General features: G+C 64.1%; 32 protein-coding genes. 14 read left to right on the top strand and 18 right to left on the bottom strand.

The window, feature by feature from the left end:
- Nucleotides 1–63: 63 nt before the first annotated feature.
- Entirely contained in the window at nt 64–330 is a 267-nt protein-coding gene (locus KMZ68_RS06850; protein ID WP_215615070.1) for a DUF2277 domain-containing protein, read from the bottom strand.
- 157 nt (nt 331–487) lie between these two features.
- Here KMZ68_RS06850 and KMZ68_RS06845 point away from each other — a divergent pair, with 157 nt between their 5' ends.
- The 4 genes from KMZ68_RS06845 (at nt 488) to KMZ68_RS06830 (ending at nt 2577) form a co-directional block, all read left to right on the top strand.
- Nucleotides 488–733: a DUF2188 domain-containing protein gene (locus tag KMZ68_RS06845; protein WP_215615069.1), complete on the top strand. Its 246-nt coding sequence runs from the start codon at nt 488–490 to the stop codon at nt 731–733.
- Nucleotides 734–814: 81 nt separating this feature from the next.
- Nucleotides 815–1423, top strand: a complete 609-nt coding sequence (locus tag KMZ68_RS06840) for a hypothetical protein (RefSeq protein ID WP_215615068.1) — start codon at nt 815–817, stop codon at nt 1421–1423.
- A gap of 53 nt (nt 1424–1476) precedes the next feature.
- On the top strand, nt 1477–1824 hold the full coding sequence (locus KMZ68_RS06835) for an MmcQ/YjbR family DNA-binding protein (protein ID WP_215615067.1): 348 nt from the start codon (nt 1477–1479) through the stop codon (nt 1822–1824).
- Nucleotides 1825–1971: 147 nt separating this feature from the next.
- Entirely contained in the window at nt 1972–2577 is a 606-nt protein-coding gene (locus KMZ68_RS06830; protein WP_215615066.1) for a pyridoxamine 5'-phosphate oxidase family protein, read from the top strand.
- 112 nt (nt 2578–2689) lie between these two features.
- Here the strand turns inward: KMZ68_RS06830 and bfr are convergent, their stop codons facing one another.
- From bfr to KMZ68_RS06815, 3 genes are all read right to left on the bottom strand, one after another.
- Nucleotides 2690–3175: a bacterioferritin gene (gene bfr / locus KMZ68_RS06825; protein WP_215615065.1), complete on the bottom strand. Its 486-nt coding sequence runs from the start codon at nt 3173–3175 to the stop codon at nt 2690–2692.
- Nucleotides 3176–3334: 159 nt separating this feature from the next.
- Nucleotides 3335–3598 carry a (2Fe-2S)-binding protein gene (locus KMZ68_RS06820; protein WP_215615064.1) on the bottom strand — a complete coding sequence of 88 codons (264 nt, stop codon included), beginning with the start codon at nt 3596–3598 and terminating at the stop codon, nt 3335–3337.
- Nucleotides 3599–3778: 180 nt separating this feature from the next.
- Nucleotides 3779–4057 (bottom strand): hypothetical protein, encoded by a 279-nt coding sequence (locus tag KMZ68_RS06815; RefSeq protein WP_215615063.1) that lies wholly within the window; start codon nt 4055–4057, stop codon nt 3779–3781.
- 169 nt (nt 4058–4226) lie between these two features.
- On the opposite strand from KMZ68_RS06815, the gene KMZ68_RS06810 reads away from it, so the two are divergent.
- Together KMZ68_RS06810 and KMZ68_RS06805 are read left to right on the top strand one after the other, a co-directional pair.
- Complete coding sequence (locus tag KMZ68_RS06810; RefSeq protein WP_215615062.1) at nt 4227–4535, top strand: hypothetical protein; 309 nt, start codon at nt 4227–4229, stop codon at nt 4533–4535.
- A 232-nt stretch (nt 4536–4767) separates the two neighbouring features.
- On the top strand, nt 4768–5040 hold the full coding sequence (locus KMZ68_RS06805) for a hypothetical protein (RefSeq protein ID WP_215615061.1): 273 nt from the start codon (nt 4768–4770) through the stop codon (nt 5038–5040).
- Between the two features lie 212 nt (nt 5041–5252).
- On the opposite strand, the gene KMZ68_RS06800 is transcribed toward KMZ68_RS06805, so the two are convergent.
- Together KMZ68_RS06800 and KMZ68_RS06795 are read right to left on the bottom strand one after the other, a co-directional pair.
- Nucleotides 5253–6443: a lytic murein transglycosylase gene (locus tag KMZ68_RS06800; RefSeq protein ID WP_215616228.1), complete on the bottom strand. Its 1191-nt coding sequence runs from the start codon at nt 6441–6443 to the stop codon at nt 5253–5255.
- 80 nt (nt 6444–6523) lie between these two features.
- A complete protein-coding gene (locus KMZ68_RS06795) occupies nt 6524–7114 on the bottom strand; it encodes a TIGR00645 family protein (protein WP_215615060.1) in 591 nt (196 codons plus the stop codon).
- 222 nt (nt 7115–7336) lie between these two features.
- On the opposite strand from KMZ68_RS06795, the gene KMZ68_RS06790 reads away from it, so the two are divergent.
- Nucleotides 7337–7597 carry a BrnA antitoxin family protein gene (locus tag KMZ68_RS06790; protein ID WP_215615059.1) on the top strand — a complete coding sequence of 87 codons (261 nt, stop codon included), beginning with the start codon at nt 7337–7339 and terminating at the stop codon, nt 7595–7597.
- A 72-nt stretch (nt 7598–7669) separates the two neighbouring features.
- On the opposite strand, the gene ettA is transcribed toward KMZ68_RS06790, so the two are convergent.
- Nucleotides 7670–9319 (bottom strand): energy-dependent translational throttle protein EttA, encoded by a 1650-nt coding sequence (gene ettA, locus KMZ68_RS06785; RefSeq protein WP_215615058.1) that lies wholly within the window; start codon nt 9317–9319, stop codon nt 7670–7672.
- Nucleotides 9320–9576: 257 nt separating this feature from the next.
- Here ettA and KMZ68_RS06780 point away from each other — a divergent pair, with 257 nt between their 5' ends.
- Both KMZ68_RS06780 and KMZ68_RS06775 read left to right on the top strand, forming a co-directional pair.
- Nucleotides 9577–9783, top strand: a complete 207-nt coding sequence (locus KMZ68_RS06780; RefSeq protein WP_215615057.1) for a hypothetical protein — start codon at nt 9577–9579, stop codon at nt 9781–9783.
- A gap of 168 nt (nt 9784–9951) precedes the next feature.
- On the top strand, nt 9952–10911 hold the full coding sequence (locus tag KMZ68_RS06775) for a D-2-hydroxyacid dehydrogenase family protein (protein ID WP_215616227.1): 960 nt from the start codon (nt 9952–9954) through the stop codon (nt 10909–10911).
- Nucleotides 10912–11021: 110 nt separating this feature from the next.
- On the opposite strand, the gene KMZ68_RS06770 is transcribed toward KMZ68_RS06775, so the two are convergent.
- Nucleotides 11022–12212 carry a L,D-transpeptidase family protein gene (locus tag KMZ68_RS06770; protein ID WP_215615056.1) on the bottom strand — a complete coding sequence of 397 codons (1191 nt, stop codon included), beginning with the start codon at nt 12210–12212 and terminating at the stop codon, nt 11022–11024.
- A 345-nt stretch (nt 12213–12557) separates the two neighbouring features.
- Here KMZ68_RS06770 and KMZ68_RS06765 point away from each other — a divergent pair, with 345 nt between their 5' ends.
- Nucleotides 12558–13292 carry a hypothetical protein gene (locus tag KMZ68_RS06765; protein WP_215615055.1) on the top strand — a complete coding sequence of 245 codons (735 nt, stop codon included), beginning with the start codon at nt 12558–12560 and terminating at the stop codon, nt 13290–13292.
- Between the two features lie 10 nt (nt 13293–13302).
- On the opposite strand, the gene sseA is transcribed toward KMZ68_RS06765, so the two are convergent.
- The 3 genes from sseA to KMZ68_RS06750 all read right to left on the bottom strand — a co-directional run bounded on the left by sseA (nt 13303) and on the right by KMZ68_RS06750 (nt 15979).
- Nucleotides 13303–14160: a 3-mercaptopyruvate sulfurtransferase gene (sseA, locus tag KMZ68_RS06760; RefSeq protein WP_215615054.1), complete on the bottom strand. Its 858-nt coding sequence runs from the start codon at nt 14158–14160 to the stop codon at nt 13303–13305.
- Nucleotides 14161–14262: 102 nt separating this feature from the next.
- On the bottom strand, nt 14263–14679 hold the full coding sequence (locus tag KMZ68_RS06755; protein ID WP_215615053.1) for a rhodanese-like domain-containing protein: 417 nt from the start codon (nt 14677–14679) through the stop codon (nt 14263–14265).
- Nucleotides 14680–14803: 124 nt separating this feature from the next.
- Nucleotides 14804–15979, bottom strand: coding sequence for a vWA domain-containing protein (locus KMZ68_RS06750; protein ID WP_215615052.1), 1176 nt, complete (start codon nt 15977–15979; stop codon nt 14804–14806).
- 121 nt (nt 15980–16100) lie between these two features.
- Between KMZ68_RS06750 and KMZ68_RS06745 the strand changes: the two genes are divergently transcribed.
- Nucleotides 16101–16346, top strand: coding sequence for a GlsB/YeaQ/YmgE family stress response membrane protein (locus tag KMZ68_RS06745; RefSeq protein ID WP_215605300.1), 246 nt, complete (start codon nt 16101–16103; stop codon nt 16344–16346).
- 103 nt (nt 16347–16449) lie between these two features.
- Complete coding sequence (locus KMZ68_RS06740; RefSeq protein WP_215605299.1) at nt 16450–17292, top strand: AAA family ATPase; 843 nt, start codon at nt 16450–16452, stop codon at nt 17290–17292.
- Between the two features lie 118 nt (nt 17293–17410).
- On the opposite strand, the gene KMZ68_RS06735 is transcribed toward KMZ68_RS06740, so the two are convergent.
- The 5 genes from KMZ68_RS06735 to KMZ68_RS06715 form a co-directional block, all read right to left on the bottom strand.
- Entirely contained in the window at nt 17411–19045 is a 1635-nt protein-coding gene (locus KMZ68_RS06735) for a GMC family oxidoreductase (protein ID WP_215615051.1), read from the bottom strand.
- Between the two features lie 18 nt (nt 19046–19063).
- A complete protein-coding gene (locus KMZ68_RS06730; RefSeq protein WP_215615050.1) occupies nt 19064–19657 on the bottom strand; it encodes a GNAT family N-acetyltransferase in 594 nt (197 codons plus the stop codon).
- 147 nt (nt 19658–19804) lie between these two features.
- Complete coding sequence (locus tag KMZ68_RS06725) at nt 19805–20731, bottom strand: SMP-30/gluconolactonase/LRE family protein (RefSeq protein ID WP_215615049.1); 927 nt, start codon at nt 20729–20731, stop codon at nt 19805–19807.
- Between the two features lie 654 nt (nt 20732–21385).
- Nucleotides 21386–22219, bottom strand: coding sequence for an AraC family transcriptional regulator (locus KMZ68_RS06720; RefSeq protein WP_215615048.1), 834 nt, complete (start codon nt 22217–22219; stop codon nt 21386–21388).
- 142 nt (nt 22220–22361) lie between these two features.
- Nucleotides 22362–22664 (bottom strand): hypothetical protein, encoded by a 303-nt coding sequence (locus KMZ68_RS06715; protein WP_249779617.1) that lies wholly within the window; start codon nt 22662–22664, stop codon nt 22362–22364.
- A gap of 247 nt (nt 22665–22911) precedes the next feature.
- Between KMZ68_RS06715 and KMZ68_RS06710 the strand changes: the two genes are divergently transcribed.
- Nucleotides 22912–23136, top strand: a complete 225-nt coding sequence (locus tag KMZ68_RS06710; protein WP_215615047.1) for a hypothetical protein — start codon at nt 22912–22914, stop codon at nt 23134–23136.
- A 224-nt stretch (nt 23137–23360) separates the two neighbouring features.
- On the opposite strand, the gene KMZ68_RS06705 is transcribed toward KMZ68_RS06710, so the two are convergent.
- Nucleotides 23361–23795, bottom strand: coding sequence for a cupin domain-containing protein (locus tag KMZ68_RS06705; protein WP_215615046.1), 435 nt, complete (start codon nt 23793–23795; stop codon nt 23361–23363).
- Nucleotides 23796–24118: 323 nt separating this feature from the next.
- Entirely contained in the window at nt 24119–24772 is a 654-nt protein-coding gene (locus KMZ68_RS06700; protein WP_215615045.1) for a glutathione S-transferase family protein, read from the bottom strand.
- A 186-nt stretch (nt 24773–24958) separates the two neighbouring features.
- Here KMZ68_RS06700 and KMZ68_RS06695 point away from each other — a divergent pair, with 186 nt between their 5' ends.
- The gene (locus tag KMZ68_RS06695; RefSeq protein ID WP_215615044.1) at nt 24959–26182 is read left to right on the top strand and encodes a polyhydroxyalkanoate depolymerase; all 1224 of its coding nucleotides are present in this window, start codon (nt 24959–24961) and stop codon (nt 26180–26182) included.
- Nucleotides 26183–26204 lie beyond the last annotated feature (22 nt).

The following is a 26204-nucleotide window of genomic DNA, read 5'->3' as shown; positions in this document are numbered from 1 at the left end:
CCATCATGAGCGCCGCCGTCCCGCCGCACCGTGAGGCGGATCACGTAACCGCCGAACCGCCGTTCAGCCAAACCGCAGCCGCGACCGCTCCTTCGCCTTCTCGGCCTCGGTCTCGCGGTCGCGCGCCGGGGCATGGGTATGCAGCGACGTCAATAGCCGCCGGGCCGAGGCCGCGACCTCGGCGACGGCGCGGTCGAAGGCCTCCGCGTTGGCCTGTGACGGCTTGTTGAAACCCGACAGCTTCCGCACGAATTGCAGCGCGGAGGCCTCGATCTCCTCCTCGGTCGCCGGCGGCTCAAAATTGAACAGCGTCTTGATGTTACGGCACATTTGTCTTCTCCCTTGCCCGCCGGCCCTGATCCCGCGTCCCCGGCAAGGACGAACGGCCGGAAGCAACCCCTACATCGCGCCCCATTTTGTCATAGAATAGGCCGGTCGTTCACCCCCCGGGTCACCGTGCCCGCGCCAGCAAAACAGCGAGTTCCCGATGAGCCACGTCATCTACCGGATCGTTCAGCACGACGACGGCTGGGCCTACACCGTCAATGGCGTGTTTTCGGAAGCCTTCAGGACCCATGCCGCAGCGCTTGCCGCCGCCAAGCGCGCCGCCGCCGAACAGCGCGTGCCCGGGCGCACCGAGGTGATCGAATACGAGACCCCCGACGGCATCTGGCACACCGAAACCGCCGCCGGCATCGACCGTCCCAACACCGATGTCGAGGACAAGGCCTAGCTTGCGCGAACGCCCCGGCCCTCCCGTGGAACGCGTCAGCCGCCACGTCGATCATCCGATGACGCGGCGAAGGAACAGCCGATGACCGAATTGATCCGCCATGGCCTTCGCCTTGCCGCAGCTTTGCTTGTCCTGGTCGGCGCCGCCTCGTCCGCCTTCGCCTGTGCCTGCTGCACCAATGCAGGCCAGCGCAACGTCGCGACGGTGGCGCTGGATTCCGGCAAGCGCCAGGAGATCGAGAGCCTGCGCTTTTCCGGCAAGGCGACGCTGTTCACCGGCGAAGGCGACGTCGAGGGGATCGAAGGCATCGCCACGCCTTCGGGAAGTTACGAAGTCACGGCCAAATGGCTGGACGACCGGCTGGTGCTGTCGTTCCGCGACAATACCGGTCACACCGGCACCTTGGCGCTGGCCCGTCCCAACACGGTGTCGGTGTTCGAGGTCGACCCGCGCGACCGCCCCGACCGCGGGCACGGGCCCGCGCTTTACAAGGAATGGAAGCTCACCGCGCCGGCCGCGGGCAGCGGCGTGTTCCGGCCCGGCATCGCGCCGCGCCAGCTGCTGACGCTGATTCTGCAAGGCGCCGGCAACAGCTGCACCAGCGCCAACGATTTTTCGCACTGGACGCTGGTGATGCAGGGACCGAAAGCCAACTACACGCTGTTCGGCGATCTCATGACGACGCAATAGCCGCCATATGCCAGGCCCGCTGCCAAGCGGCCGTATTTCGGGAGAGAGCACAGATGCCGTCGAGCCGATTTCGCCGTGTCGCGCTTTCGCTGCCTGCAGCGATTGAGGGATCGCATCAGGGGCGCACGGACTTCCGCGCCGGCAAGCGCATCTTCGCGACGCTCGGCTATCCCGACGACAAATGGGGCATGGTGAAGCTCACGCCCGAGCAGCAGTCGGTTCTGGTCGAAGCAGAGCCCGAAATCTTCCGTCCCGTCCCCGGAGCATGGGGCAAGCAAGGCTACACCAATGTGCGGCTCGCCAAAGCCGACCAAACGACGCTCAGGAGCGCCCTCACGATGGCGTGGCGCAACGTCGCGCCGAAGACGCTGCTCAAACTGCAACCAACGGCGAAGTCCTAATTCCGCGCCGCATAACATGCATCATCGCGGCAGCATCGTGATCAGCTGCTTCTTTCCCGCGGATGCCGTTCGAATGAGGCCGCGCTCGCTTTGCGGACGCGCTTCATCATGATACTTTTCGAACGCACTTCCAGCCGGAGAAATACCGTGACCGAGCTTGCCGCCAGCGACCTCAAGACGATCTATCCAGATCCATCGCCGCGCGTGATCGCGAAAGCGCGTCCGGAAATCGACGCGCATTCGGAAAAATTCATCGCGATGTCGCCGTTCTGCGTGCTTGCCACCTCCGGCTGCGACGGCAGCGTCGATGCCTCGCCGCGCGGCGGCAATCCCGGATTCGTCCACGTTGCCGGGCCGAACCGGCTGTTGATGCCCGACCGCTCCGGCAACAACCGGATCGACAGTCTCAGGAACATCGTCGAGGGCTCGGGCTTCGTGCAGCTGATCTTCTTCGTGCCCGGCATCGACGAGACGCTGCGCGTCGGCGGCAGGGGCAAGGTGTCGATGGATCCGGAGCTGATGGCGTCGATGGTGGAATTCGGCAAGCCGCCGCGCGCGGTGCTGAGCATCGACGTGCACGAGGCCTATTTCCATTGCGGCAAGGCGCTGATGCGATCGAAGCTGTGGTCGCCGGACACCCGGGTCGAACGCGCGGTCATGCCCAGCATCAGCGAGGTGATCCACGACCAGACCAGGCTGGGCGAACCGGAGCCGCAGGACATGGTCGAGGCGCGCTACAAGACGCAGCTGTAAGACAATCGAACTAACCTACGTCATGGCCGGACAAAAGTGCGAAGCACGTCTTCGCGCTTTTTGCCGGGCATGACGAGCGCAAACAAAGTCTGACGGGAACAAGAGCGTTGCCCTAGCCGCCGCTCTCGAGCCCGCCGACATGCTTCTGGGTGTAGAGCTCGAGCCCGATGCGATTGATCAGATCAAGCTGGGTTTCGAGGAAATCGATGTGGTGTTCCTCGTCCTTCATCAGGCTCTCGAACAGGTCGCGCGAGACGTAATCCTTGACGCCATGGCAATAGGTCGCCGCTTCCTGATAGAGCGTGCGGGCGCTGATCTCGGCGGCGAGATCGCACTCGATGATCTCCTTGACGTTCTGGCCGATCCGCAAGGGATCGAGCACCTGCATGTTGGGAAAGCCGTCGAGGAACAGGATCCGGTCGGTGAACTTGTCGGCGTGCTCCATCTCCTCGATGGATTCCTTGCGCCAGACCTTGGCCATTTCCAGCAGGCCCCAGTTGGCGAGCAACCGGTAATGCAGCCAGTACTGGTTGATGGCGGTGAGTTCGCTGCGCAGACCCTTGTTGAGATATTCGATGACCTTTGCGTCGCCCTGCATGATGCACTCCCGCTGCCGAGGTAAGGTGGATTTAGAAGCCTACTAGCGCAAGATCCGCTATAGTGTAAGCGGTTTGGCGACAAGATCATGCGCTATTAAGCGGCAACTGCCCGTGCCGAACGGGCCCGGATGGTGCAGGCGGGAGAATCTTTGCAGGTTTCAGGAGGCCGCGAGCGCGAACTCGGCATGGGCATGCGGCTCGGCGGCGGCCACGCTGTGCGGGCATCCGGCGCCGCAGGACTTGGCGCAGGCGCCCAGGGCATCGTCGATGATGGTCTTGATGGTGCGCGCGCACCGGCCGCATTCGGCGCTGCAGCCGAGGCAGTCATAGACCTGCTTGGGACTGCGTGGAAGATCGTCCGCGGCGTTGACGGCGTTACGGACATCGTGGTCGCTGATGACGTTGCAGGAACAAACAATCATGAAACGGCAGGGCTCATCGGTGATGCGTAAGCCTATCGATATGTAACGGCGCGGCGGGATGCAAAAAGAAAAACCGTCTTTTCAAGCGATTCCAAAGTGATCGCACATGCAGCTAGAACCGATCTAAAGAGATGCGGTTGCGCCAGATCAAATGGCGCCATTCTTGCGGGCTTTGCAGGCTCAATCGCCACCGCCGCCTCCCCCGCCATCGCCTCCCCCGCCATCGCCGCCGCTATCGCCGCCGCCTGGATTGCCCGAACTGTCGGACGTGGAACTGTCGCCGCCGAACCAGCCCGCAAGGCTCCAGCCGTCACCCCCGGCCATGCCGCCATCAGTGCCCGAACTGGCGTCGGACGAGCCGCCGACGGCCCGGCGTTTCGGCTTTCGCGTCATCAGCAGGTAGCAGATCAGGGAGGTGCCGCCGGCCGCAATTCCGAATGCCGCCATTGCGTTTGTCATTGGGTTCCCTTCCTGCAAAAAACCGGCCTTTGCGCCGCAAAAACACCGCGTCAGCCCCGATTTCGTCGCCTGTTCGGGCATGTCCGTTCATTGATCATTCAAGCAAAATGTGGAACTTTTGTCCGGACAGACGATTTGACGGTCCCGTTCAATGAGAAAGGTGAAGGCCATGAGGAAGACATTGATGGCGCTCGCTGCCGCCGCCACCCTGGCTGTTTCGGCCGTTGCCGCGCCGCAGGCCGCCGAGGCTCGCAATGGCCGGATTGCCGCGGGCGTGGCAGCCGGACTGATCGGCGGCGCCATTGTCGGCGGCGCGATTGCGTCCCAGAACGGCTATTACGGGCCGGGCTATTATGGCCCGGGATACGGCTATTACGGCGGTCCGGCCTATGTCGCCGAGCCAAGCTGCTTCTGGCAACGCCAGCGGTTCTGGGACGGTTATGGCTGGCGGGTTCGCAACGTTCGGATCTGCGATTAAGCCGTTCATCTTCATCAAGAGCATCTGCGACGCCCCGGAAACACGGCGTTTTCCGGGGCGATTTTCGTTGATGGCCTGAAAAAACCGTTTTTCCCGGCCACTGCTTCGCCAGCGTTTACCTTCGATTGACTGTTGTGCGCTCTCTAGCGAGACGGACAGTTTCGAACGCGGCGTGTGAGTCAATCTAAACCCGGCGCCGGCGCAAGGCGCCATCTCCAGGAGAGTCCAGGACATGAAGAAGACATTTGCTGCCTTCGTCGCGGTCGCAACGATCGCAGGCTCGCTCGCCGCGACGCCCGCCAGCGCGCAGCGCGGCGTGGCCGCAGGCGTGGCGGCCGGCCTGATCGGCGGCGCGATCATCGGCGGCGCCATCGCCTCCAGCCGCCCGGCATACGCCGCCCCGGCCCCGGTGTATGTGGACGACTACCCGGCCTGCCGTATGGTGCGCGAGCGCTTCTGGGACGGTTACGGCTGGCGCTATCGCCGCGTCGAGGTCTGCGACTGAGCTGACCGGCACTTCGATTACCGCATTGTGATTTTGAAACCCGGCCCCTGCGGCCGGGTTTTTCTTTTCTCGATCCTCATCCCCGCGTGAGCGCACTTGCGCTCATCGCTGGAGGAGCGGCCTCTTGGCCGCGTCTCGAAGGATGAGCGACCTCATGGTTCGAGACGCCGCGCAAGCGCACGGCTCCTCACCATGAGGGGAGATAGTTGCGCCTAGCGCACCGTGCCGATCGAACGCAGCACGGCTTCGCTCGGCCAGCAGTCCACCTTGAGCCCGGCCGATTTCTGGTAGGCACCGAGCGCCGCGCGGGTTTTCATGCCCGCCTTGCCGTCCACCTTGTCGCCGTAGAGGCCGATGCGCGTGAGGTGACGCTGCATCGCCTCGACCGCTGATGTGCGCAGTTGGGTCGAGGCCGACCACGGCGTCGCGAACGGCTGCGGGCTCAGCATGCGATCGGCGAGATGGCCGACGAACAGCACGTAGAGATCCGAAAAATTGTATTCCTTGATGACGAAGTAGTTTTTCGTGGTCAGGAACGCCGGGCCGTAGATGCCTTCGGGCTGCAGCAGCGAGGCCGGCTGCGCCTGCTCGGCGGCACTGAGCTTTTGTCCGCGCACCGGCACGAAGCCTTCGCGCTGCCATTCGCGGATCGGCTTCGTCACCTCGGGCACGCCGATGGTGCAATCGGCGCCGGCCGGCGCCCGCACTTCGTAGGCCCAGCGGACACCCGGCTGCCAGCCCTTGTTGACGAGCTGCCGGGCGGCGGAGGCGAGCGCGTCCGGGACCGAATGCCAGATGTCGACCCGGCCGTCGCCATCGAGATCGACGCCGTGCTTGTAGAGCTCGGAGGGAAGGAATTGCGTCAGCCCGGTGGCGCCGGCCCAGGACGAGCGCAGATCCTTGCGCGTCACCACGCCCTCGCCGATCAGCTTCAGCGCCAGGATGAACTCGCTGCGATACTGATCCTTGCGCCGGCCGACATAGGCCTGCGTCGCCAGCACGCGCAAACCGTCATAGGGCAGCGCGTAGCGGCCGTAATCGGTTTCGCGGCCCCAGATCGCCAGCACGATGGCGCCGGGCACGCCGAAGCGCGTTTCGATCGCGCCGAGCGCCGAGCGATGCTTCGCCATCAGCTTCTGCCCCTCCGCCGCCAGCCGCGCGATGCTCGATTCCTTTACATAGTCGGCCGGCACCTGCACGAACTCAGCCTGCGACGGCGCGCCGGTGGCGGGCCGTCCCGGCAGGATCAGATCCGGCAGTTTGTAATCCGGCGCAAGGCCGCGGGTTTCGGCGTCGAAGGTCGCGCGCGGCACGCCTTGCGCCTGCGCTTCCGGCCAAAGCGAAGCGATGAACCGGGTGAATCCGGCATCGGCGGCGCGAGCGGAATGCGGCACGCCGATCATCACCGTGGCCACCGTCAGAACAAGCGTGGCGAGTACGCCGTTGCGCAGAACCGGAACCCGATCGAATGCCATGTCGCCCATCAGTGCGAAGCGGAGTGCTTCGCCTCTTCGGAGGCAATATTCGACAGCCGGTCGACAAAGGCGATGCCGATCGCAGACAGGATGAAAATCGTGTGAATGATGGTCTGCCACATCACGCCGGTTTCGGTGTAACCGGTCTTCCCCGACGCCAGTCCGCCGGCCTCGATGAAGGTTCGCAGCAGGTGGATCGACGAGATGCCGATGATCGCCATCGCGAGCTTGATCTTGAGCACGCTGGCGTTGACATGGCTGAGCCATTCCGGCTCGTCGGGATGACCCTGCAGGTTGAGACGGGAAACGAACGTCTCGTAGCCGCCGACGATCACCATCACCAGCAGGTTGGAAATCATCACCACGTCGATCAGGCCGAGCACCGCCAGCATGATCTGCTGCTCGCTGAAATCGAATGAGTGGGCGAACAGGTGCCACAACTCCTTCAGAAACAGCACCACATAGACGCCCTGCGCGACGATCAGGCCGACATAAAGCGGCAATTGCAGCCAGCGGGAGCCGAAGATCAGCATCGGGATCGGACGTAACTCGATCCCCTTGCCTTTGGGCGGCAGGGGCGTTTCCGGCGTCATGGACATGGGGCGGGGTCTTTCCGTGCGGGAATCAGTGTGGCAATCGCGGTCATTCTAGCATCCGGATATGGCACATTCCGGACGGCCGGGGCCGAGCGGCCATTTGGCGCAGGCGGGGTGTGAGCGCAGGTCAGGGTAGCGCTTCTTTGAAGCCCATATTGCATCGATGCGCAGCTCTGTTGCGGATTATTTCAGTACGTCCGGTGAGCGCGAAGGAGCGTGCACGCTATGCCGAAGAAACTTAAACAAGTCCCCAAATTTGCCAACGAATCCCAGGAACGTTCTTTTTGGGAGTCGCACGATACTGCGGACTATTTTGACCTGAGCAAGGCCGTGCGGGTGCGCTTCCCAAACCTGATGCCATCGACCACAGCCATCTCATTGCGACTGCCTGTGAGCCTGCTGGAGCAGATCAAGATCGCCGCCAACAAGCGCGACGTGCCGTATCAATCGCTGATCAAGATGTGGCGGGCGGAGAAGGTGGGATAATAACGCCTGCCAACGACGCGTTGCCGCGAGCCCGCAACTTTCTCGACAAGTTCGGCGACATCAAACGCCAGCTCACCGCGTCAGCTTCTTGTACTTCAGCCGATGTGGGATGACGGAGTCCTGCCCCAGCCGGCGCATCTTGTCCTTTTCGTAGTCCTGGAAGTTGCCCTCGAACCATTCGACATGGCTGTCGCCCTCGAAGGCGAGCATGTGGGTGGCGATACGGTCGAGGAACCAGCGGTCATGGCTGATGATCACGGCGCAGCCGGCGAAATCCTCCAGCGCCTCCTCCAGCGCGCGCAGCGTGTCGACGTCGAGATCGTTGGTCGGTTCGTCGAGCAGCAGCACGTTGGCGCCGGACTTCAGCATCTTGGCCAGATGCACGCGGTTGCGCTCGCCGCCCGACAGGGAACCCACCTTCTTCTGCTGGTCGGCGCCCTTGAAGTTGAACGACGAGCAATAGCCGCGCGAATTGACTTCGCGCTTGCCGAGCAGGATCAGCTCGTTGCCGCCGGAAATCTCCTCCCACACGCTCTTCTTGCCGTCGAGACTGTCGCGCGACTGGTCGACATAGCCGAGGTGCACGCTCTCGCCGATCGTGATGGTGCCCTTGTCCGGCTTTTCCTGCCCGGTGATCATCCGGAACAGCGTGGTCTTGCCGGCGCCGTTGGGGCCGATCACGCCGACGATGCCGCCCGGCGGCAGCTTGAAGGTGAGGTTGTCGATCAGGAGGCGGTCGCCGAAGCCCTTGGTCAGCCCGTCGAAATCGATCACGTTCTGGCCGAGCCGCTCGGCCACGGGGATGGTGATCTGCGCGGTCTGGGTCTGCTTCTCGCTGGCCTGCTTCAGGAGTTCCTCGTAGCGCTGGTAGCGCGCCTTGGACTTGGCCTGGCGGGCCTTGGGCGAGGCCGCGATCCATTCCTTTTCGCGCTCCAGCGTGCGCTGATGCGCGGCGTCCTCGCGGCCTTCCTGCGCGAGCCGTTTTTGTTTCTGCGACAGCCAGGCGGTGTAGTTGCCCTCGTAGGGAATGCCCTTGCCGCGATCGAGCTCGAGAATCCATGACGTGACGTTGTCGAGGAAGTAGCGGTCATGGGTCACGATCAGGATCGCGCCGGGATAGTTGCGCAGATGGCCTTCCAGCCATGATACCGACTCGGCGTCGAGATGGTTGGTCGGCTCGTCCAAGAGCAGCAGGTCGGGCTGGTCGAGCAGCAGCTTGCACAGCGCGACGCGGCGGCGCTCGCCGCCGGAGAGTTTCGAAACGTCGGCATCGTCGGGCGGGCAGCGCAGCGCGTCCATCGCCTGATCGACCTTGCTGTCGAGATCCCAGAGACCCGCGGCCTCGATCTGGTCCTGCAGCTTGGTCATCTCATCGGCGGTCTCGTCGGAATAATTCATCGCCAGTTCGTTGTAGCGATCGAGGATCGCCTTCTGCTTGGCGACGCCCATCATGACGTTTTCGCGCACCGATTTGGCGGGATCGAGCTGCGGTTCCTGTTCGAGGTAGCCGACCCGCGCGCCCTCGGCGACCCAGGCCTCGCCGGTATATTCCTTGTCGATGCCGGCCATGATCCGCAGCAGCGTCGACTTGCCGGAGCCGTTGACGCCGAGCACGCCGATCTTGGCGTCGGGATAAAATGACAGATGGACGTTATCGAGCACCTTGCGGGTGGGGTAGGTCTTCGACAGACCCTGCATGAAATAGACGAACTGGCGGGCCATCGTGATCCCTTGGAAACCGTTGCATTTGTCGGAAATTTGCTGCCGCTGATGTAGCGGCGCAGCCCGCAAAGGGCAACCGCGCGCCCGGCCTTTTCCATCCGTTCACCATGGATCATTACGGGATCGACACCATGGGGCGCCTGATCCGGACAATTGAAACCTTCTTTTAACAAATCGGGCGAAAACTGGTTTTCGGCGCCCCAAAAGGGGCTCTCTCGCGGCAAAAGCCGCGCACGAAAAACGGCGGGGCCCGCGTCATGGCAACCAGCAACTCAGCCTCCCTGTCCTCCCCGGCAGCCAGCCGCCACGAGCAGGCAAGCGCTCTCGCCGAAATCCGTGACTTCTGGCGCCAGTTCTTCGCCCGGGCCTTCAACCCCTACCGGCCGGAACTGCATTATATGCGTGGCCCCGGCCCGGCCTGCCGCGCCAAGCAGAAGGCCTCGTCGAACCGCCACTCCAGCTGACCATCCCCGACCGCTGACACGGCGGCGCCGATCGGGCTGCGAGCGCTCTTGCGGCTGCGGGCGCTTTTGCGGCCGCCGGCGCTTGCACGCTGAAAGATTGCGCGCGACCATGGCAGCTCCCGGACGGCGCGTTTCCGCCCCGTCATCATCGCCATGAACGGACCTCCCATGACGCGGCTGCGCTGTGCAATTCTCGACGACTATCTCAATCTGGCCCTTGATATCGCGGACTGGTCGAAGGTCACAGATCGCGTCGACGTCACCGTATTCAACCAGCCCTTCGCCTCGCAGGAGGCCGCCGCCGCCGCGCTGAAGGATTTCGAGATCATCTGCGCGATGCGCGAACGCACGCCGTTTCCGCGGGCCCTGTTCGCGAGCCTGCCCAAGCTGAAACTCATGATCACCTCGGGCATGCGAAATGCCGCGCTCGATCTGGAGGCCGCCAAGGACCACAATGTGGTGCTGTGCGGGACGCAATGGGGCCGCGACCCCACCGCCCCCCTGACCATGGGGCTGATCCTGGAATTGACCCGCAAAATCGGCCGCGAGAACGCCCGCATGCACGCCGGCGAACCCTTGCAGAAATTCGTCGGCCTCGAGATCGAGGGCAAGACGCTCGGCGTCGTCGGCCTCGGCAAATTAGGGGCCAAGGTGTCGAAACTCGCACAGGCGTTCGGCATGAACGTGATCGCCTGGAGCCCGAACCTGACGCCGGAGCGATGCAAGGAAGTCGGCGTCGGCTACGCCAGCAAGGAGGAATTGTTCGCCAGCGCCGACATCGTCACCATCCATGTGGTGCTGAGCCAGCGCTCGCGCGGGCTGGTGGGATCGGCCGATCTGGCGCGTATGAAGCCGACCGCCTTCATCGTCAACACCGCGCGCGGGCCGATCATCGACGAGGCCGCATTGCTGCAAACCCTGCAGCAGAAAAAGATCGCGGGTGCCGCGATCGACGTGTTTTCGGTCGAGCCGCTGCCGGTCGACCACCCCTTCCGCAAGCTCGACAACCTCGTGCTGACGCCGCATCTCGGCTACGTCACCGAGGAGACCTTTCGCGCCCATTACAGCCAGATGGTCGAGGGCATCGACGCCTGGTTCAAGGGCGAGCCGGTGCGACGGCTGGCGTAGCCATCCGGTGATGAGCCCTTGCCGTCACGGCGAGAAACGGGTTGCGAGGACGAAATGAAAAAGGCCCGCTTCGGCGGGCCTTTCTTGATAGCGGTTTTCGATCCCTGACTTTACCGCACCGTCACCGGCGCCGGCAGCGGCGGCACCACGGTGGGCGCCATGCCTGGAACGGGAGCGTTCGACGCTTGCGCCGAGCCCGGCGCGGGCGCCGGCTGCGCCGAGGCGGTTGCGGTTCCCGGCGGCGGGCCGCCCGGGAGCACCACCACGCGGGTGCCGACCTTGACGCGCTCGAACAGGTCGGAGACGTCCTCGTTCAGCATGCCGATGCAGCCCGAGGAGACGAACTTGCCGATCGTCGAGGGCTGGTTGGTGCCGTGGATGCGATAGACGGTGGAGCCGAGATACATCGCGCGCGCACCGAGCGGATTGCCCGGTCCGCCCGCCATGAAGCGCGGCAGATAAGGCTGGCGCTCGATCATCTCGGTCGGCGGATGCCAGTCCGGCCACTCGGCCTTGCGGGTGATTTTCTGCACGCCGGTCCAGGTAAAGCCGTCGCGGCCGACGCGGACGCCGTAGCGGACCGCGCGGCCGCCACCCAGCACGTAGTAGAGGTAGGTGTTCGGGGTGTCGACGACCAGCGTGCCCGGCGGCTCCTTGGTGACGAAATGGACTTCCTGGCGGCGCAGGTTCGGCGGCAATTGCGCGGGCGCGACTTCAGGCTGTTCTTCCGGCGGCAGCGCGGACAGCACCAGCGGCTTGCCGTCGGCCCCCTGGCTCTGCTGAGGCTGTACCGCTCCGGTGACGCCGGCCGGGGCGCCGACCGCTTCGGGCGGGCGCAGCGTGTCGTTACCGCGGTCCGAATAAGTCTGCTGCGGCGGACCGGCGGGGCGGTCCGAATAGATCACCGGCGGCGGTCCGGCCGGCCGGCCGTAGCGCGGATCGTCAGGCGACAGGACCGGGCCGGTGGGCGCGCCACGGTCGGAATAAAGCGGCCGGGCAGGATCGGGGCGGCCATAGCGCGGATCGGCGGGCGAAAGCACCGGACCGGGGGGCAAGAGCGCCGTCGAACCCTGCGCGTTCGGCCCATCATCGTCCTCCAGCGCGTCGAAATCCGGCGCGCCCGGGAGGCGGCGCTCATCGACCACATAACCGCCGGGCGGATAGGGTGCCGGCGACGCCGAATAGACCTGGCCGGGGGTCTGCGAATAGCCCTGCGCCAAGGCAAGCGAGGATCCGAGCGAGGTTCCCGCTGCGCCCGCCGCCAAGGCAGCACAAATCGTCAGAGTGCGTTTGATCATCATCGTTCTTGTATAGTCCCCAAGCCGACACCGGACCGTTAACGGCAGATGGCCGAAGATAGCGGCGCATTCAAGACAAATCCGCGAAATCAGGCCCGATTCCGGCATTTTGTGATGAGCCGCGAGCGTCGTGGCAACGATGCCTCACCCCCGCGGAAAACGCCATCCGGCGGTGCCCGGGTCGCTGATTTGTAACAAACGTGAACGGGGCGGTTGCGATATCCTCATATCAGCCTGATTCGCTGCGTGTTGGCGGTATTTTGCGCCGCGAACCCGGCCATAGCTGTGGTCACCGCGTTCCCGCTGGCTCAAGAGCCTTCCAGACCCCTGCGAAGGCGGATTGCTTCCATGCTCCCCGGCTTTCGTTTTCTGTTCGCCGCGATCGTGCTGACGATGTCGATACTGGTGTTCGGGCTCGGAGCCGCGGCCCTGCTCCGCACCGCCCACGAGGAATTTGCCGCCAACCCCTCATGGCGCGTGCCCGAACCAAGGTTTGCCCAGCAGGACGAGGCGCCCGTCCCGGTACTGGCGATGCTGCGCCTCGAGCCGGACCCGTTCGAGCAGAAGCCATCGGACGGCGCTACGGTGGCAGGACCGGCCGAGCCTCCGGCGATTGCCGCCGTCGCCACTGAGCCTGAGAAGGTCGCCGCGCTGAACCCGCAGAATTCCAGTCCGCCGCAGGCGGCGAAGCCGGAAATCCCGGCGGCGGAACCCCCGGCGCAAGGCGCATCCGCGCCGGCCGAAGCGCCCGCCTCCGCCGACGAGACCAGGATCGCAGCCCTAGCGCGGGCCTTGCCGCCAACCGATGAAACTCCGGCACCTGAACGGGCAGCCGCGGCGGAAACCGATGTCGCCGCGACGAAAATCGCCACGTTGGGCGATCCGCCCGTCGCCATCGAGGCCGAGGCGAAGGCCGCCAGCGCCAAGCCGGACTCCAGCGTCGTCAAGAAAAGGCAGCAGGCGCGGCGGGCGGCCCAGCGCCGCCGGGCCGCGCAGCGCGCGCGGCTGGCGCGACAGCTCGCGGCTCAACAGCAGGCCGCCGATCCGTTCGCGCAGCCCGCAACGAATATTCGCAGCCGCTGAGGCTCCTTGATTATGCCGGACCGGTGGCGACCGGCGGGCCGTCCGCAGCACCCCATTCCGTCCACGAGCCGTCATAGAGCGCCGGGTTCTCGACGCCGAGGCGGTAAAGCGCGAGCGTCAGCACCGCAGCGCTGACGCCGGAGCCGCAGCTCGTCACGATCGGCGCATCGAGCTTGACGCCGGCCCCGAGAAACACGGAACGCAACTCGTCCAGCGATTTCATCTCGCCAGTCGCCGCATTGAACAGGTTGTTGTAGGGCAGGCTGAGGCTGCCGGGGATATGGCCCGAGCGCAGGCCTGGCCGCGGCTCGGCGACCTTGCCCTGATAGCGCTCATTGGCGCGGGCATCGATCACCTGCTCGGCCCGGCTCGAAAGATTGGCGACCAGCTGCTGCATGCTGCGCACGCGCCGCGCATCGAATGACGCCTTGAAGGTCGAAGGCTTCGGTGTCACCGGGCCGCTCTCGACCTTGCGGCCTTCCGCGGCCCATTTCTTCAGACCGCCATCGAGCACGCGGACCTTGCGATGGCCGAAGGAGAGCAACATCCACCACGCGCGCGGGGCCGCAACCCAGCCGCCTGCGTCGTAGACCACGACCGTGTCGTCATTGCCGATCCCGAGCGCTCCGACATCGCGGCCGAACTGGTCGGCGTCCGGAAACATGTGCGGCAGCGGATTCGAATGATCCGACACCGCGTCCACGTCGAAAAACGCGGCGCCCGGGATATGCGAGGCGAGGTAATCGTCGATCGGCAGCGGCACGACGCCCGGCATCTTGAACGACGCGTCGATGACCCTGACCTTGGGATCCCCGAGATGCGCGGCGAGCCAGTCGGTGGAGACGAGCGGATCGTGTGGCGATGTCATGTGTTTCCCGGCATCCTTATGAGCGTCATTGCCGGGCTTGACCCGGCAATCCATCACTCGAAGAAGATGGACCCGCGGGTCAAGCCCGCGGGTGACGACCTTTTAGCCCTTTGGCTTCTTCGGCTCGTACTTCTCGACCGGGCCGCCGGCGTCGCGCCAGGCGGCGAAACCGCCGGCGACATGCGCGACCGGCTTCAGTCCCATGTCCTGCGCGGTCTTGGCCGCCAACGCCGAACGCAGGCCGCCGGCGCAATGGAAGATGAACTTCTTGTCTTCCTGGAAGATCGCCTTGGCATAGGGGCTCGCCGGATCGATCCAGAATTCCAGCATGCCGCGGGTGCAGGAGAATGCGCCCGGGATCCGGCCGTCGCGCTCGATCTCGCGGGGGTCGCGGATATCGACGATCACGACGCCGTCGTCCTGCGCGGCCTGGATCGCCTCCGCGGCACTCAGGGTCTCGATCTCGGCATTGGCCTCGTCGATCAGCGCCTTGATGCCGGTGTGGATGTCCTGGGGCATTGATGGTCCCTCTCTCAATTCCGTCATTCCGGGGCGCCCGCAACGGGCGAACCCGGAATCCCGATCGGTTCATTTCCAAATTGCATCGAGATTCCGGAGCTGTCCGGAATGACGATGCTGGCGTCTAGCGCACCAGTTCCTTCATCGCGCCTTCGAGGCCCTCGATCGTGATCGGGAACATGCGCTCCGAAAACAGCCGGCGGATGATGGTGGTGGATTCCGAATAGTCCCAGTGCTTCTGCGCCACCGGATTGAGCCACACCGCGTGCGGATAGGTGCGGGTGATGCGATCGAGCCAGACCGATCCGGCCTCTTCGTTGACATGCTCGACCGAGCCGCCGGGGACCATGATCTCGTAAGGCGACATCGAGGCGTCGCCGACGAACACCACCTTGTAGTCGTGCGGATATTTATGCAGCACGTCCCAGGTCGGGGTGCGGTCGGTGAACCGCCGCTTGTTCTGCTTCCAGACGCCTTCATAGAGGCAGTTGTGGAAGTAGAAATATTCCATGTGCTTGAATTCGCTCTTCGCCGCCGAGAACAGCTCCTCGACCTGCTCGATATGCGAATCCATCGACCCGCCGATGTCGAAGAATACCAGCACCTTGACCGCGTTGCGCCGTTCGGGGCGCATGTGGACGTCGAGATAGCCGTGGTTGGCGGTCTCCTTGATGGTGGTGTCGAGGTCGAGTTCGTCGGGCGCGCCGGTGCGGGCGAATTTACGCAACCGCCGCAGCGCGATCTTGATGTTGCGGATGCCGAGTTCGACGTTGCCGTCGAGATCCCTGAATTCGCGCTTGTCCCACACCTTGACCGCGCGGTTGTTGCGGTTCTTTTCCTGGCCGATCCGCACGCCTTCCGGATTGTAGCCATGGGCGCCGAACGGCGAGGTCCCGGCGGTGCCGATCCACTTGTTGCCGCCCTGGTGCCGGCCCTGCTGCTCCTTGAGGCGCTGGCGCAACGTCTCCATGAGCTTGTCCCAGCCCATCGCCTCGATCTGCTTCTTCTCTTCCTCGGTGAGGTATTTTTCCGCCAGCTTCTTCAGCCATTCGGCGGGAATGTCCGCCTTCTCCATGGCGTCGAGCAGGCTTTCCAGCCCCTTGAACACGGTGCCGAACACGCGGTCGAACTTGTCGAGATTGCGCTCGTCCTTCACCAGCGCGGCGCGCGACAGATAGTAGAAATTCTCCACCGTCTGACCGGCGAGGTCGGCGTCGAGCGCCTCCATCAGCGTCAGATATTCACGCAAGGTCACCGGAACCTGGGCATCGCGCAGCGATGTGAAGAACTGCAAAAACATGGGCCACAGATTGCCCGCCGGACCGTGGACGTCAAGGGGCTTCCGTGCATGGAAGAGGTCTGGACCTGCCGGGTTTTTCAACTAGAATTACATCAACAGGGCTTTCAACGGGGCATCATAAATGACCATTTTGGCGGTACTCGTGATCGGCGCGATCGCCGGCTGGCTCGCCGGCCTGATCGTGCGCGGCGCCGGCTTCGGGCTGATCGGCAACATCGTGATCGGCATCATCGGCGCGTTCGTCGCAAGCTGGATATTGCCGCAACTCGGCGTCAGCCTCGGCGGCAGCGCGTTTCGCGATATCGTCAACGCCACCATCGGCGCGGTGATCGTGCTCGTCATCCTGTCGCTGGTCAGACGCGCCTGACACATCCCCTCACCCCGATGACGACCGCCGGACCGGCGGTCGTTATCCGTTCAGACCGTGGCGCGCTGGTGCGCTCAAGAACAAACAACAAGGCAAGTGTTCGATGAAATTTACCGGTACCAAGGACTACGTCGCCACCGATGACCTCAAGGTCGCGGTCAACGCCTCGATCGTGCTCGAGCGCCCGCTGCTGGTGAAGGGCGAGCCCGGCACCGGCAAGACCGTGCTGGCCGAGGAAGTCGCCAAGGCGCTCGGCGCCCCGCTCCTGACCTGGCACATCAAGTCGACCACCAAGGCGCAGCAGGGCCTCTATGAATACGACGCGGTGTCGCGCCTGCGCGACAGCCAGCTCGGCGACTCCAAAGTTTCCGACATCAGCAATTACATCAAGCGCGGCAAATTGTGGGAAGCCTTCACCCACGAGAAGCGTCCGGTGCTCCTGATCGACGAAATCGACAAGGCCGACATCGAATTCCCCAACGATCTCCTGCTCGAACTCGATCGCATGGAATTCTTCGTCTACGAGACCGGCGAGAACATCAAGGCGTCACTACGCCCGATCGTGATGATCACCTCGAACAACGAGAAGGAATTGCCCGACGCGTTCCTGCGTCGCTGCTTCTTCCACTACATCAAGTTCCCCGATGCCGACACCATGGAGCGGATCGTCGACGTGCATTTCCCCGGCATCAAGAAGCGCCTGGTTGAAGAAGCGTTGCGGATCTTCTTCGAGGTGCGCGAGGTGCCCGGGCTGAAGAAGAAGCCGTCGACCTCGGAGCTGTTGGACTGGCTCAAGCTGCTGCTCAACGAGGACATGACGCCGGAAATGCTCAGGGAACGCGACCCGCGCAAGCTGATCCCGCCGCTGCACGGCGCGCTGTTGAAGAACGAGCAGGACGTGCATCTGTTCGAGCGGCTGGCGTTCTTGAGCCGGCGCGAGGTTTAGGCGGGAGCTCTAAGCCCCGTCATTGCGAGGAGCAATGCGACGAAGCAATTCACACTTTCATCGCGGCTATGGATTGCTTCGCTTCGCTCGCAATGACGGTAAACCAGCTGCCGGCTGACTAGACGACCGCCGCTTCCGGCGCGGCCTTGCCGCGGATCATGTCCGAGGCCTTGTCGGCGATCATCAGGGTCGAGGCGTTGAGGTTGGCCGAGATCATCCGCGGCATGATCGAGGCGTCGACCACGCGCAGGCCCTGCAGCCCGTGCACGCGCAGCTGATCGTCGACCACTGCCCATTTGGCGTCGGCAGGTCCCATCCGGCAGGTGCAGCCGGGGTGGAACGTGGTGGTGCCGCGCTCCGTGGCCGCCGCCAGAAACTCATCGTCGGACTGCACGTTGGGTCCCGGGAAATCTTCGTAGGCGAAGTACGGCGCCAGCGGCGCCGACGACAGCAGCCGCCGCGCCAGCTTCATGCCGGCAACCACGGTGCGGCGGTCGAGTTCCTCGACCAGGTAATTGGTCTGGATGATCGGCGGCTGAAAAGGATCGGCCGAACGGGCGCGAACATAGCCGCGGCTTTCCGGCCGCTGCTGCCAGGAGGCCACCGTCATGCCGGGCTCGTCCTCGAGCTGGCCCTGCACGCCCTCCTTGTAGCTCGCGGGCGTGAAGGTCAGTTGCAGGTCGGAGCTCTCGGTGCTCTCGCCGGAGTGCCAGAAGCAGTAGACCATGGTCGGCGACAGCGACAGCAGGCCGCGCCGCGTGGTCGCCCATTTCAGCGCCTCCACCCACAGGCTCAGGCCCCTTCTCAGCTCGTTGATGGTCTTGATGTTCTTGACGCGGGCGACCGAACGCGGCGCGTAATGATCCTGCAATCCCTCGCCGACACCGGGCAGCGCGTGGCGCACCTCGATGCCGAGCGAGCCCAGGAGTTCCGGCGAACCGACGCCGGACAACTGCAGCAGTTGCGGCGAATTATAGGTGCCGCCGGCGAGGATGACTTCCTTGTTGGCGCGCACTTCGACCGGGGTGCCGTTGCTGCCGCCCTTGAGGTAGCGCACGCCGACCGCGCGCTTGCCCTCGAAGATGATGTTGGTGGCGTGCGCGTGCGTCCGCACGTGGACGTTCGGCCGTTTCCGCGCCGGGTGCAGGAACGCGGTCGCCGCGCTGACGCGCAGGCCGTTCTGGATGGTGCGCTGGGCGTAGGAGACGCCCTCCTGGATCGCGCCGTTGTAATCGGGATTTCTGGGAATGCCGAGGCTCATCGCGCCGGCCATGAACGCCTCGCAGAGCGGATCGCGCCAGTCCATGGTGGTGACGGTGAGCGCGCCGTCGCGCCCGCGATAGGTATCGTCGCCCTCGCCGACCCGCCGCTCCAGCCGCTTGAAGTAAGGCAGCACGTCCGGATAGCCCCAGCCGCGATTGCCGAGTTGAGCCCAGGTATCGAAATCCTGGCGCTGGCCGCGGTTGTAGATGTGGCCGTTGATCGAGGAGGAGCCGCCGAGGGTCTTGCCGCGCGGCGCGTAGATGCTGCGGCCGCCGGTCCACGGCCCGGGTTCCTGCTGGTAGGCCCAGTTGATGCTCTTCATATGGAAGGTCTTGATGAAGCCAGCCGGCAAGTGAATATACGGATGCCAGTCGCTGGGGCCTGCCTCGAGCACGCAGAGGCTGGTGCCGGCATCCTCGCTCAGCCGATTGGCGAGCACCGAGCCGGCCGAGCCCGCGCCTATGATCACGTAGTCGAATGTATCGGTCATCTTGGCTCCGGCGGTACGCTACCGCGCCTTTTCATGCAGTTGATAGGTCAGATGCACCTTCACCGTCGGCCATTCGCTGGCGATGATGCTGTAGACCACGGTATCGCGCAGCGTGCCGTTCGAGGCAATCTGGTGGTTGCGCAGGATGCCGTCCTGTTTGGCGCCCAGCCGTTCGATGCCGCGCCGGCTCTGATGATTGAAGAAATGGGTGCGGAATTCAACTGCGATGCAATCGCGCTGTTCGAATCCGTGGGTGAGCAGCAGCAATTTGCACTGGGTGTTGAGCGCGCTGCGCTGCACCCGCTTGGCGTACCAGGTCGAGCCGATCTCGACCCGCCGGTTCGGCGCGTCGACGTTCATATAGGTCGTCATGCCCGCGATCTTGCCGTCGGCATCGAACACCGTCCATGGCAGCATCGACCCCGCCGCCTGCAGCGAAAGCCGGCGGTCGATCTCCTTGCGCATGTCTTCGGCCTTGGGGACGAAGGTGTACCAGAGCTTCCACAGCTCGCCGTCCTTAACCGCCTCGGTCAGCCCGTCGCAATGATCCGGCGACAGCGGCTCCAGCCGCGCATATTGGCCGCGCAGGGTTATCGGTTCAAGCCAGGGCATTCAGTACTCCGTTTCTCTCCCCTCATCCTGAGGAGCGCTTCGCTTGAAGCGCGTCTCGAAGGATGAGGCCACCAAAATTCGCTCATGGTTCGAGACGCGTCGCAAGCGCGACGCTCCTCACCATGAGGGTTATCGCAAGCGGCACCATTACTTATTGAGAAAATTCAGCGGCAGGCCGGGCCGCGCCCAGTCCATCGCGATCAGTTCGCCCTTGCCGGACAGCGTGATGTAGGCGGTCTTCAGTTCGGGGCCGCCGAAGGCGATGTTGGTGGTGACGCGGTCGCCGGTCGGCACCTGCTCGACCAGGGTGCCGTCGGGCGCGATCACCGAGATGCAGCCGGAGATGAGGGTGGCGACACAGACATTGCCGGAAGCCTCCACCGCCAGCGAATCGAACATCTGGTAGCCGCCGAGGCCCGCGATCGGCTTGCCGCGCTCGCCGCGATAGATCACGTCGCGCGGCTTCAGCGTGCCGGGCGCGGAAAGATCGTAGGCCCACAGCCGCGCGGTGGGAGTTTCGGCGATATAGACGGTGTTCTCGTCCGGCGACAGGCCGATGCCGTTGGCCGGCAGCACGCCGTGCACGACCTCGACGATCTCCTTCATGCCGGGCTTGATGTAGTAGAACGCGCCGACATCCATGTCGCGGGCGCGTCGCTTGCCGAGATCGGAGAACCAGAGCCCGCCCTGCCTGTCGAACACCAGGTCGTTCGGCCCCCGTAACGGATGCTCGCCGCATTTATCGACGACCGTCTCGACCTTGCCGCTTTGCATATCGACGCGCTGGATCGAGCCGCCGAGATAGTCATCGGGCTGCGGCCCCGGCATGATCAGGTTGCGCGTCGGGATCCAGCTGAATCCGCCATTGTTGCAGACATACATCTTGCCGTCGGGGCCGAGCGCTGCGCCATTGGGCCCGCCCGGGATCTCGGCGACCACCTCCTTGCGGCCGTCGGGCCAGACCCGGGTCAGCCGCCGGCCGCGGATTTCGACCAGCACCACCGAGCCGTCCGGCATCACGACCGGCCCTTCGGGAAATTCGAGGCCGGTGGCGAGAACGCGAACATTGGACATGAAATCCCCCGCTTTTTTTGGCTGCAGGCGGATTCCAGGCTTCTTCCGCACGCGCAACGATTTCGTTGCGTCATGTTATGGCAAAGTCGATATCGCTTGCCAAGCAATCACCCGACCTGCGGCAGCGCAGGGCAGCGTTGCGTGCGGCCAACTGCCCAGCCAGTAGCCCATTCGAGACCGCCGGCTCGGTCCCTCGTCTGCGCGATATCTGCACAAGAATACGCAAATCCTGACCATGCCGCGCACAGGCGCTGCCAACCGGCGGCGCATCGTCAGCGAACAACCTGCCGAGACGGCCACGGCCGATCGGCGGGCGGCTGAAATCGCAACCCGCTGCAACCAGCCTTGCGCTTCTGTGAGGGAAAGATGGGACGAATCTCCGGCGCGATCTGCTTCATCCTCGCGTTGCTGACCGTGCTCAGCGTTGTCCCGGCATTCCTGCTCTTCTGCGCATGTGAACTCTCTCCCAGCTGCCTCGTCCGCGGGTTTGGGCATTTCTTGATTGGCCCGGCAGGCCTGCGCACGCCGGCCGTTGTGATCATGCTCGGTCCGCTCTTAGTTCTGCTCACATACGTCTTTGCGTTTCTCAGATGGCACAGACCCCGGGACGTACTTGACCGCAATGGTCGCTCTTTCGGCTGAGCGGCGCGGAGCCTATTCCCTGATTGGTATCCATATCTCCAGCCCGCCATTGCCGGTCAGCGGATCGAAGTTTTCGTCATAGCGCTCGAAGTTGGGCGCATCGGCGGCCTTCAGGCCGGACGACGGCAGCCACTGATTCCAGATCGTGTTGACGGTGCGGCGAATGGTCGAGATATGCTCACGGTGGGAAAACACCGCATATCTTTGTTCGGGGATGCGGAGCCTTGCGAATTCGTGCGGCAGGTCGGAAAAGTCGGAGACCTCGACGCCGGCGATGTAGTCGAAATTGCCGGCGTCGTCGGCGTTGCAGCAGACGCCGTAGGCCACCTTGCCGATCCGGCCGGGAATGCGGTCGACGGACTGGTGAAAGCGCTGCCACTGGCCGGGAATCGCGGCGCCGCTTTCGCAAGAGTAGCGCTCGCCGATGCCGGCGACGAGGAACGGCTTGCCGGTTTCGAAGCGCGGCGCTTGAAGGTTGTCGATGACGGTCGAATCCATGACGATCGGCTCCTGCAGCGTGAGGCGGTCAAGGCACGTCGAGCCGCGGACCGTTTCGGGCGTGACCCCGAAATGGTCGCGGAACGCGCGGGTGAATGCTTCGTGAGAGCCGTAGTCCGCCTCCAGCGCCAGGTTGAGGATATCGGGCGCGCCATCTGCGAGCGCCCGCGCCGCCTCCGTGAGCCGTCGCGCGCGCACATAGCGCATGACCGACAGCCCCGTCGCGGCGCCAAACGCGCGGACCATATGGAAGCGCGAGATGCCGCCGATCGCGGCGATCCCGTCGAGCGTGAGCTCGCCGGCAAGATGGCTTTCGATAAACCACAGCGCCTTCTGGGCGGGATTCATGAAGTACGGCCCTCATTCGAAGCGCCCGCATCATGATCGATTTGCAGGCGCTGCATTTGACAGTCCTTGCTCTCGGTCGCTTGCCCCGCGAAACGGGAGGACCGGCTTGTTCCGCATTGCGGAAACATCAGGTGCGCCGAAATTACTTCGCGCCCTCCTTGCCCGCCGGCGCGTCGGCCTTCTTCTTCGAATCCTCGGCCGCCTTCTGCTGCGCCGCCTGCAGATCGTCGACGGTCTTCTGCAAGGCGGCGACCGCGCTTTTCAGCGCCTCGATCTGGCGGCTGGCGGCGTCGAGCTTCTGCCGATGATCGGCGCCGAGTTTCGTGATCGTCTTCATCAGGAAATCGACGTTGCTCTGCAGGCAGCTGGTGCGCCGCTCCATGGTCTTTTCGACGGTGCAGATTTCGATGCCGGGAACGTCCTGGGCTTGCGCGTTCCCGCGCATCACGAGACCGGACGCCAAAATCACCGACGCGACGAGAACGATGCGGCCGATCATCAAAATCCCCATTCAAAAGACGCCCGTCGCGGTCAATTTGTTGCGAGGCGGCGCAAGGCGCCGACGCTATCATACTGAAACCTCATTCGCGCGTTGAGGTTTGCGGCGTTAAAAGCCTGGATCAGGGAACGGCGCTCAGGGCGCGGGAACCCAAACCGCGGCACCTCGCGCCGCGCTGAAGGAGAGATACGAAATGGCGACGCGCGAACGACGGCTGGCCGAATTCAATGGCAACGGTGAACCGCCGCCGGATCAGCCGGTTCAGGTACTTTGCGAGGATCACAGCGGCACGTACCAACTGCCGTTCGCCTGCCGCTTCATCGGTGGCGAATGGAAGAATAACGAATCCGGCGGCACCGTCGAGGCGACGGTGGTCGGCTGGCGCCTGCCGGCTTCCGGCGCTCGCACCCGGCCTTAAGGCCCGTCTTTGTGCCAGAATGCGACGGGAACAGGCGGCATCTTAAGATTCGGAACGCGGGCGGAACGAATCGCGCCCGAATCAGTGGTTGGGCTCCGTACTCCCCTGTTCACGGCTAGATATCGGCGCCGGCATGATCCAGCGCACCACATGCAGAACAGCCACGATCGGCCGCAGCCAGCGGCCGACGACAAAGGTTAATTCCTCCGGGGAAGACATATCAGTCACTTCCAGGGTGTCACCGGCGGCACCTTGTCGGTGGCCGGCGGCATGTCGACGGTCTTGAAGTCCGCCGGGCTGACGATTTCGAGATACTCCATGTCCGGCGAGTAATCGTAGAGGTAGTGCACGATCCCCGGCCGCTGATGCACGACGTCGCCGGCCTGCACCAGCGTCGGCTTGTCCTCATACATGAAGCGCGCCCAGCCCTTGGTCATGATGACGATCTGGAAATCGCAATCGTGGCGGTGCCAGCCGGTGCCGTCTTCCGGCGGCATGTCGGGATTGGCCTTGACCAGATGGCAGATCACCTGTCCGCCGGTGGCGGCCGCAATGCCGAGATCGCGGTACAGGAAGAAGTCGCGCAGGCCCCCTCCCGTGAATTCGGTATCGTCTGGTTTGACGTGAGAAAACTTGCTGACGACGGCGTGCTGATTCATCGAAGCCTCCACGGTTCTGGTTCGTGAGATCGCAACCAGGCGAGGCGTCCAGATTTTCGGCAGCGCCGCATCGTTGCGTTCACAGCTTCAGGAAGCCATGCGAAAATCGCGCCAGCCGCGCTGCACCGCGAAAAGTTCGATGGCTGCGGCCGCCAGCGCGCTGAAGCCGTTGGACCAGGTGCGGAATTGGAGTTGAGCGATTTTCTCGCCCGGCACCGCCGGTTCGGCGGCCGCGACCGCGCGACGCCCGGCGTGGCATCAAGTTGAGCAAAGCCTGCCTCCGGCCCCAGCCCTTCAAACAGGCAACGCGGCCCGGGCGCTGCCTAATATTCGACCTCGAGCTCCTCGATGTCGGCGGGCTCGGCCCTGGCGGCCTCGATCCACTCCTGCATCTCCGGCGTCGCCATGATCAGGTCGGCATAGGCCTTCAGCCGCGGCTCCAGCTTCACGTCATAGGTCATGAAGCGGGTCACGACCGGCGCATACATCGCATCCGCCATGGTGCGTTCGCCGAACAGGAACGGCCCGCCCGATTCGGCGAGGCACCCGCGCCAGATCGTGCAGACCCGGTCGATATCGGCCTGCGCGCGCGACCAGATCTTGAACCCCGGAAAATGGCCCTTCAGGTTGACCGGCAGCGAGGCGCGCAACGTGGTGAAGCCCGAATGGATTTCACCGCAGATCGACCGGCAATGCGCCCGTAAAATGCGGTCATCCGGCAACAGGCCGGCATCCGGCCTGACCTCGTTGAGATACTCGGCGATCGCCAGCGTATCCCACACGGTGGCGCCCTCATGCCGCAGGCACGGCACCAGGATCGAAGACGACAGCAGCAGGATTTCCGCCCGCGCCGACGCATCGTCCGGCGCGGTGATGATTTCGTCGAACTCCAACCCGGAAAACTTCGTCAGCAGCCAGCCGCGCAGCGACCAGGACGAATAGTTCTTGCTGCTGATGGTCAGTGTCGCCTTCGCCATATGGCTTTTCCCTCAACGCCTGCCAAAGGCCATGCGGACACCGCTCTGCCAAAGCGCCCCTCCGCAAAGTGCCCATTGTCCATGCTCCGTGCATTTTGCGCAGCAAGCGACGTGCCAGTTTGCAGGGCTGTCTGCCCCGGCCTTGGCTCCGATATTGCATGACACCGTGGGCAGGGACGGATCCGGATGAAGTCGATGATGTATCAAGCCTACCAGAACCACATGGACCTGACGGCGCCATGGCGGACGGGGGCGGCCCATGCGCTGAAATATCTCAACCTCGCGCCGCAAGGCGTCTCCGACAGACTGTTCGGGCGGCTCGCCGCGGCGCTGGAACTGATCTCGCGCACCACCCTCACCTATAGCCGCCCGCCTTACGGCATCGACAGGGTGATGATGGGCAATCAGGAACTCGAGGTGACCGAGGAAGTCGTGTACGCGACGCCGTTCGGATCGCTGCTGCATTTCAAGAAGGAAAATTCGCCGGAGCAGCCGCGCCTGCTGCTGGTGGCGCCGATGTCCGGCCACTTCGCGACGCTGTTGCGCGGCACCGTGAAAACGCTGTTGCAGGATCACGACGTCTACATCACCGACTGGCATAACCCCCGCGACATTCCGCTCGACCATGGCCGGTTCGGCCTGGAGGATTACACCGAGCATCTGATCGCGTTCATGGAGCAGCTAGGTCCGCGCTCGCACATGGTGGCGATCTGCCAGCCCTCGGTGTCGGCGCTCGCGGCCGCTGCGATCATGTCGGAGGACAATCACCCTGCCCGCCCGGCGACGCTGACGCTGATGGCCGGCCCGATCGACACCCGCATCCAGCCGACCAAGGTCAACGAATTCGCCAAGAGCAAGCCGATCAAATGGTTCGAGGAGAACCTGATCAATTACGTCCCCATTCAATGCAAGGGCGCGTTCCGGCAGGTCTATCCCGGCTTCGTGCAGCTCACCGCCTTCGTGTCGATGAACCTCGAGCGCCACATCAAGTCGCACATCGATCTGGCGCAGCATCTGGCCAAGGGCGAGAAGGAGAAGGCCGAGGTCATCAAGACCTTCTACGACGAATATTTCGCCGTCATGGACCTGCCGGCCGAATTTTACATCGAAACGGTGCGCGATGTGTTTCAGGAACATCTGCTGCCGCAAGGCAAGCTGATGCATCGCGGCCGCCCGGTGAACCCCGCCTCGATCAAGCGCATGGGGCTGATGACCGTCGAGGGCGAGAAGGACGACATCTGCTCGATCGGCCAGACCTTGGCGGCGCAGGACCTCTGCACCGGCGTGCGCGCCTATCGCAAGGTGCATCACATGCAGGCCGGCGTCGGCCATTACGGCGTGTTCTCGGGCAAGCGCTGGAACAACGAGATCTATCCGCTGCTGCGGGATTTCGTGCACGTCAATTCGTGAACTGACGGTAACCTCGTTCAGG

This window comes from Bradyrhizobium sediminis (genome assembly GCF_018736105.1).
Taxonomy (GTDB): Bacteria; Pseudomonadota; Alphaproteobacteria; order Rhizobiales; family Xanthobacteraceae; genus Bradyrhizobium.
This window is presented reverse-complemented; position numbering and strand designations above follow the sequence as displayed.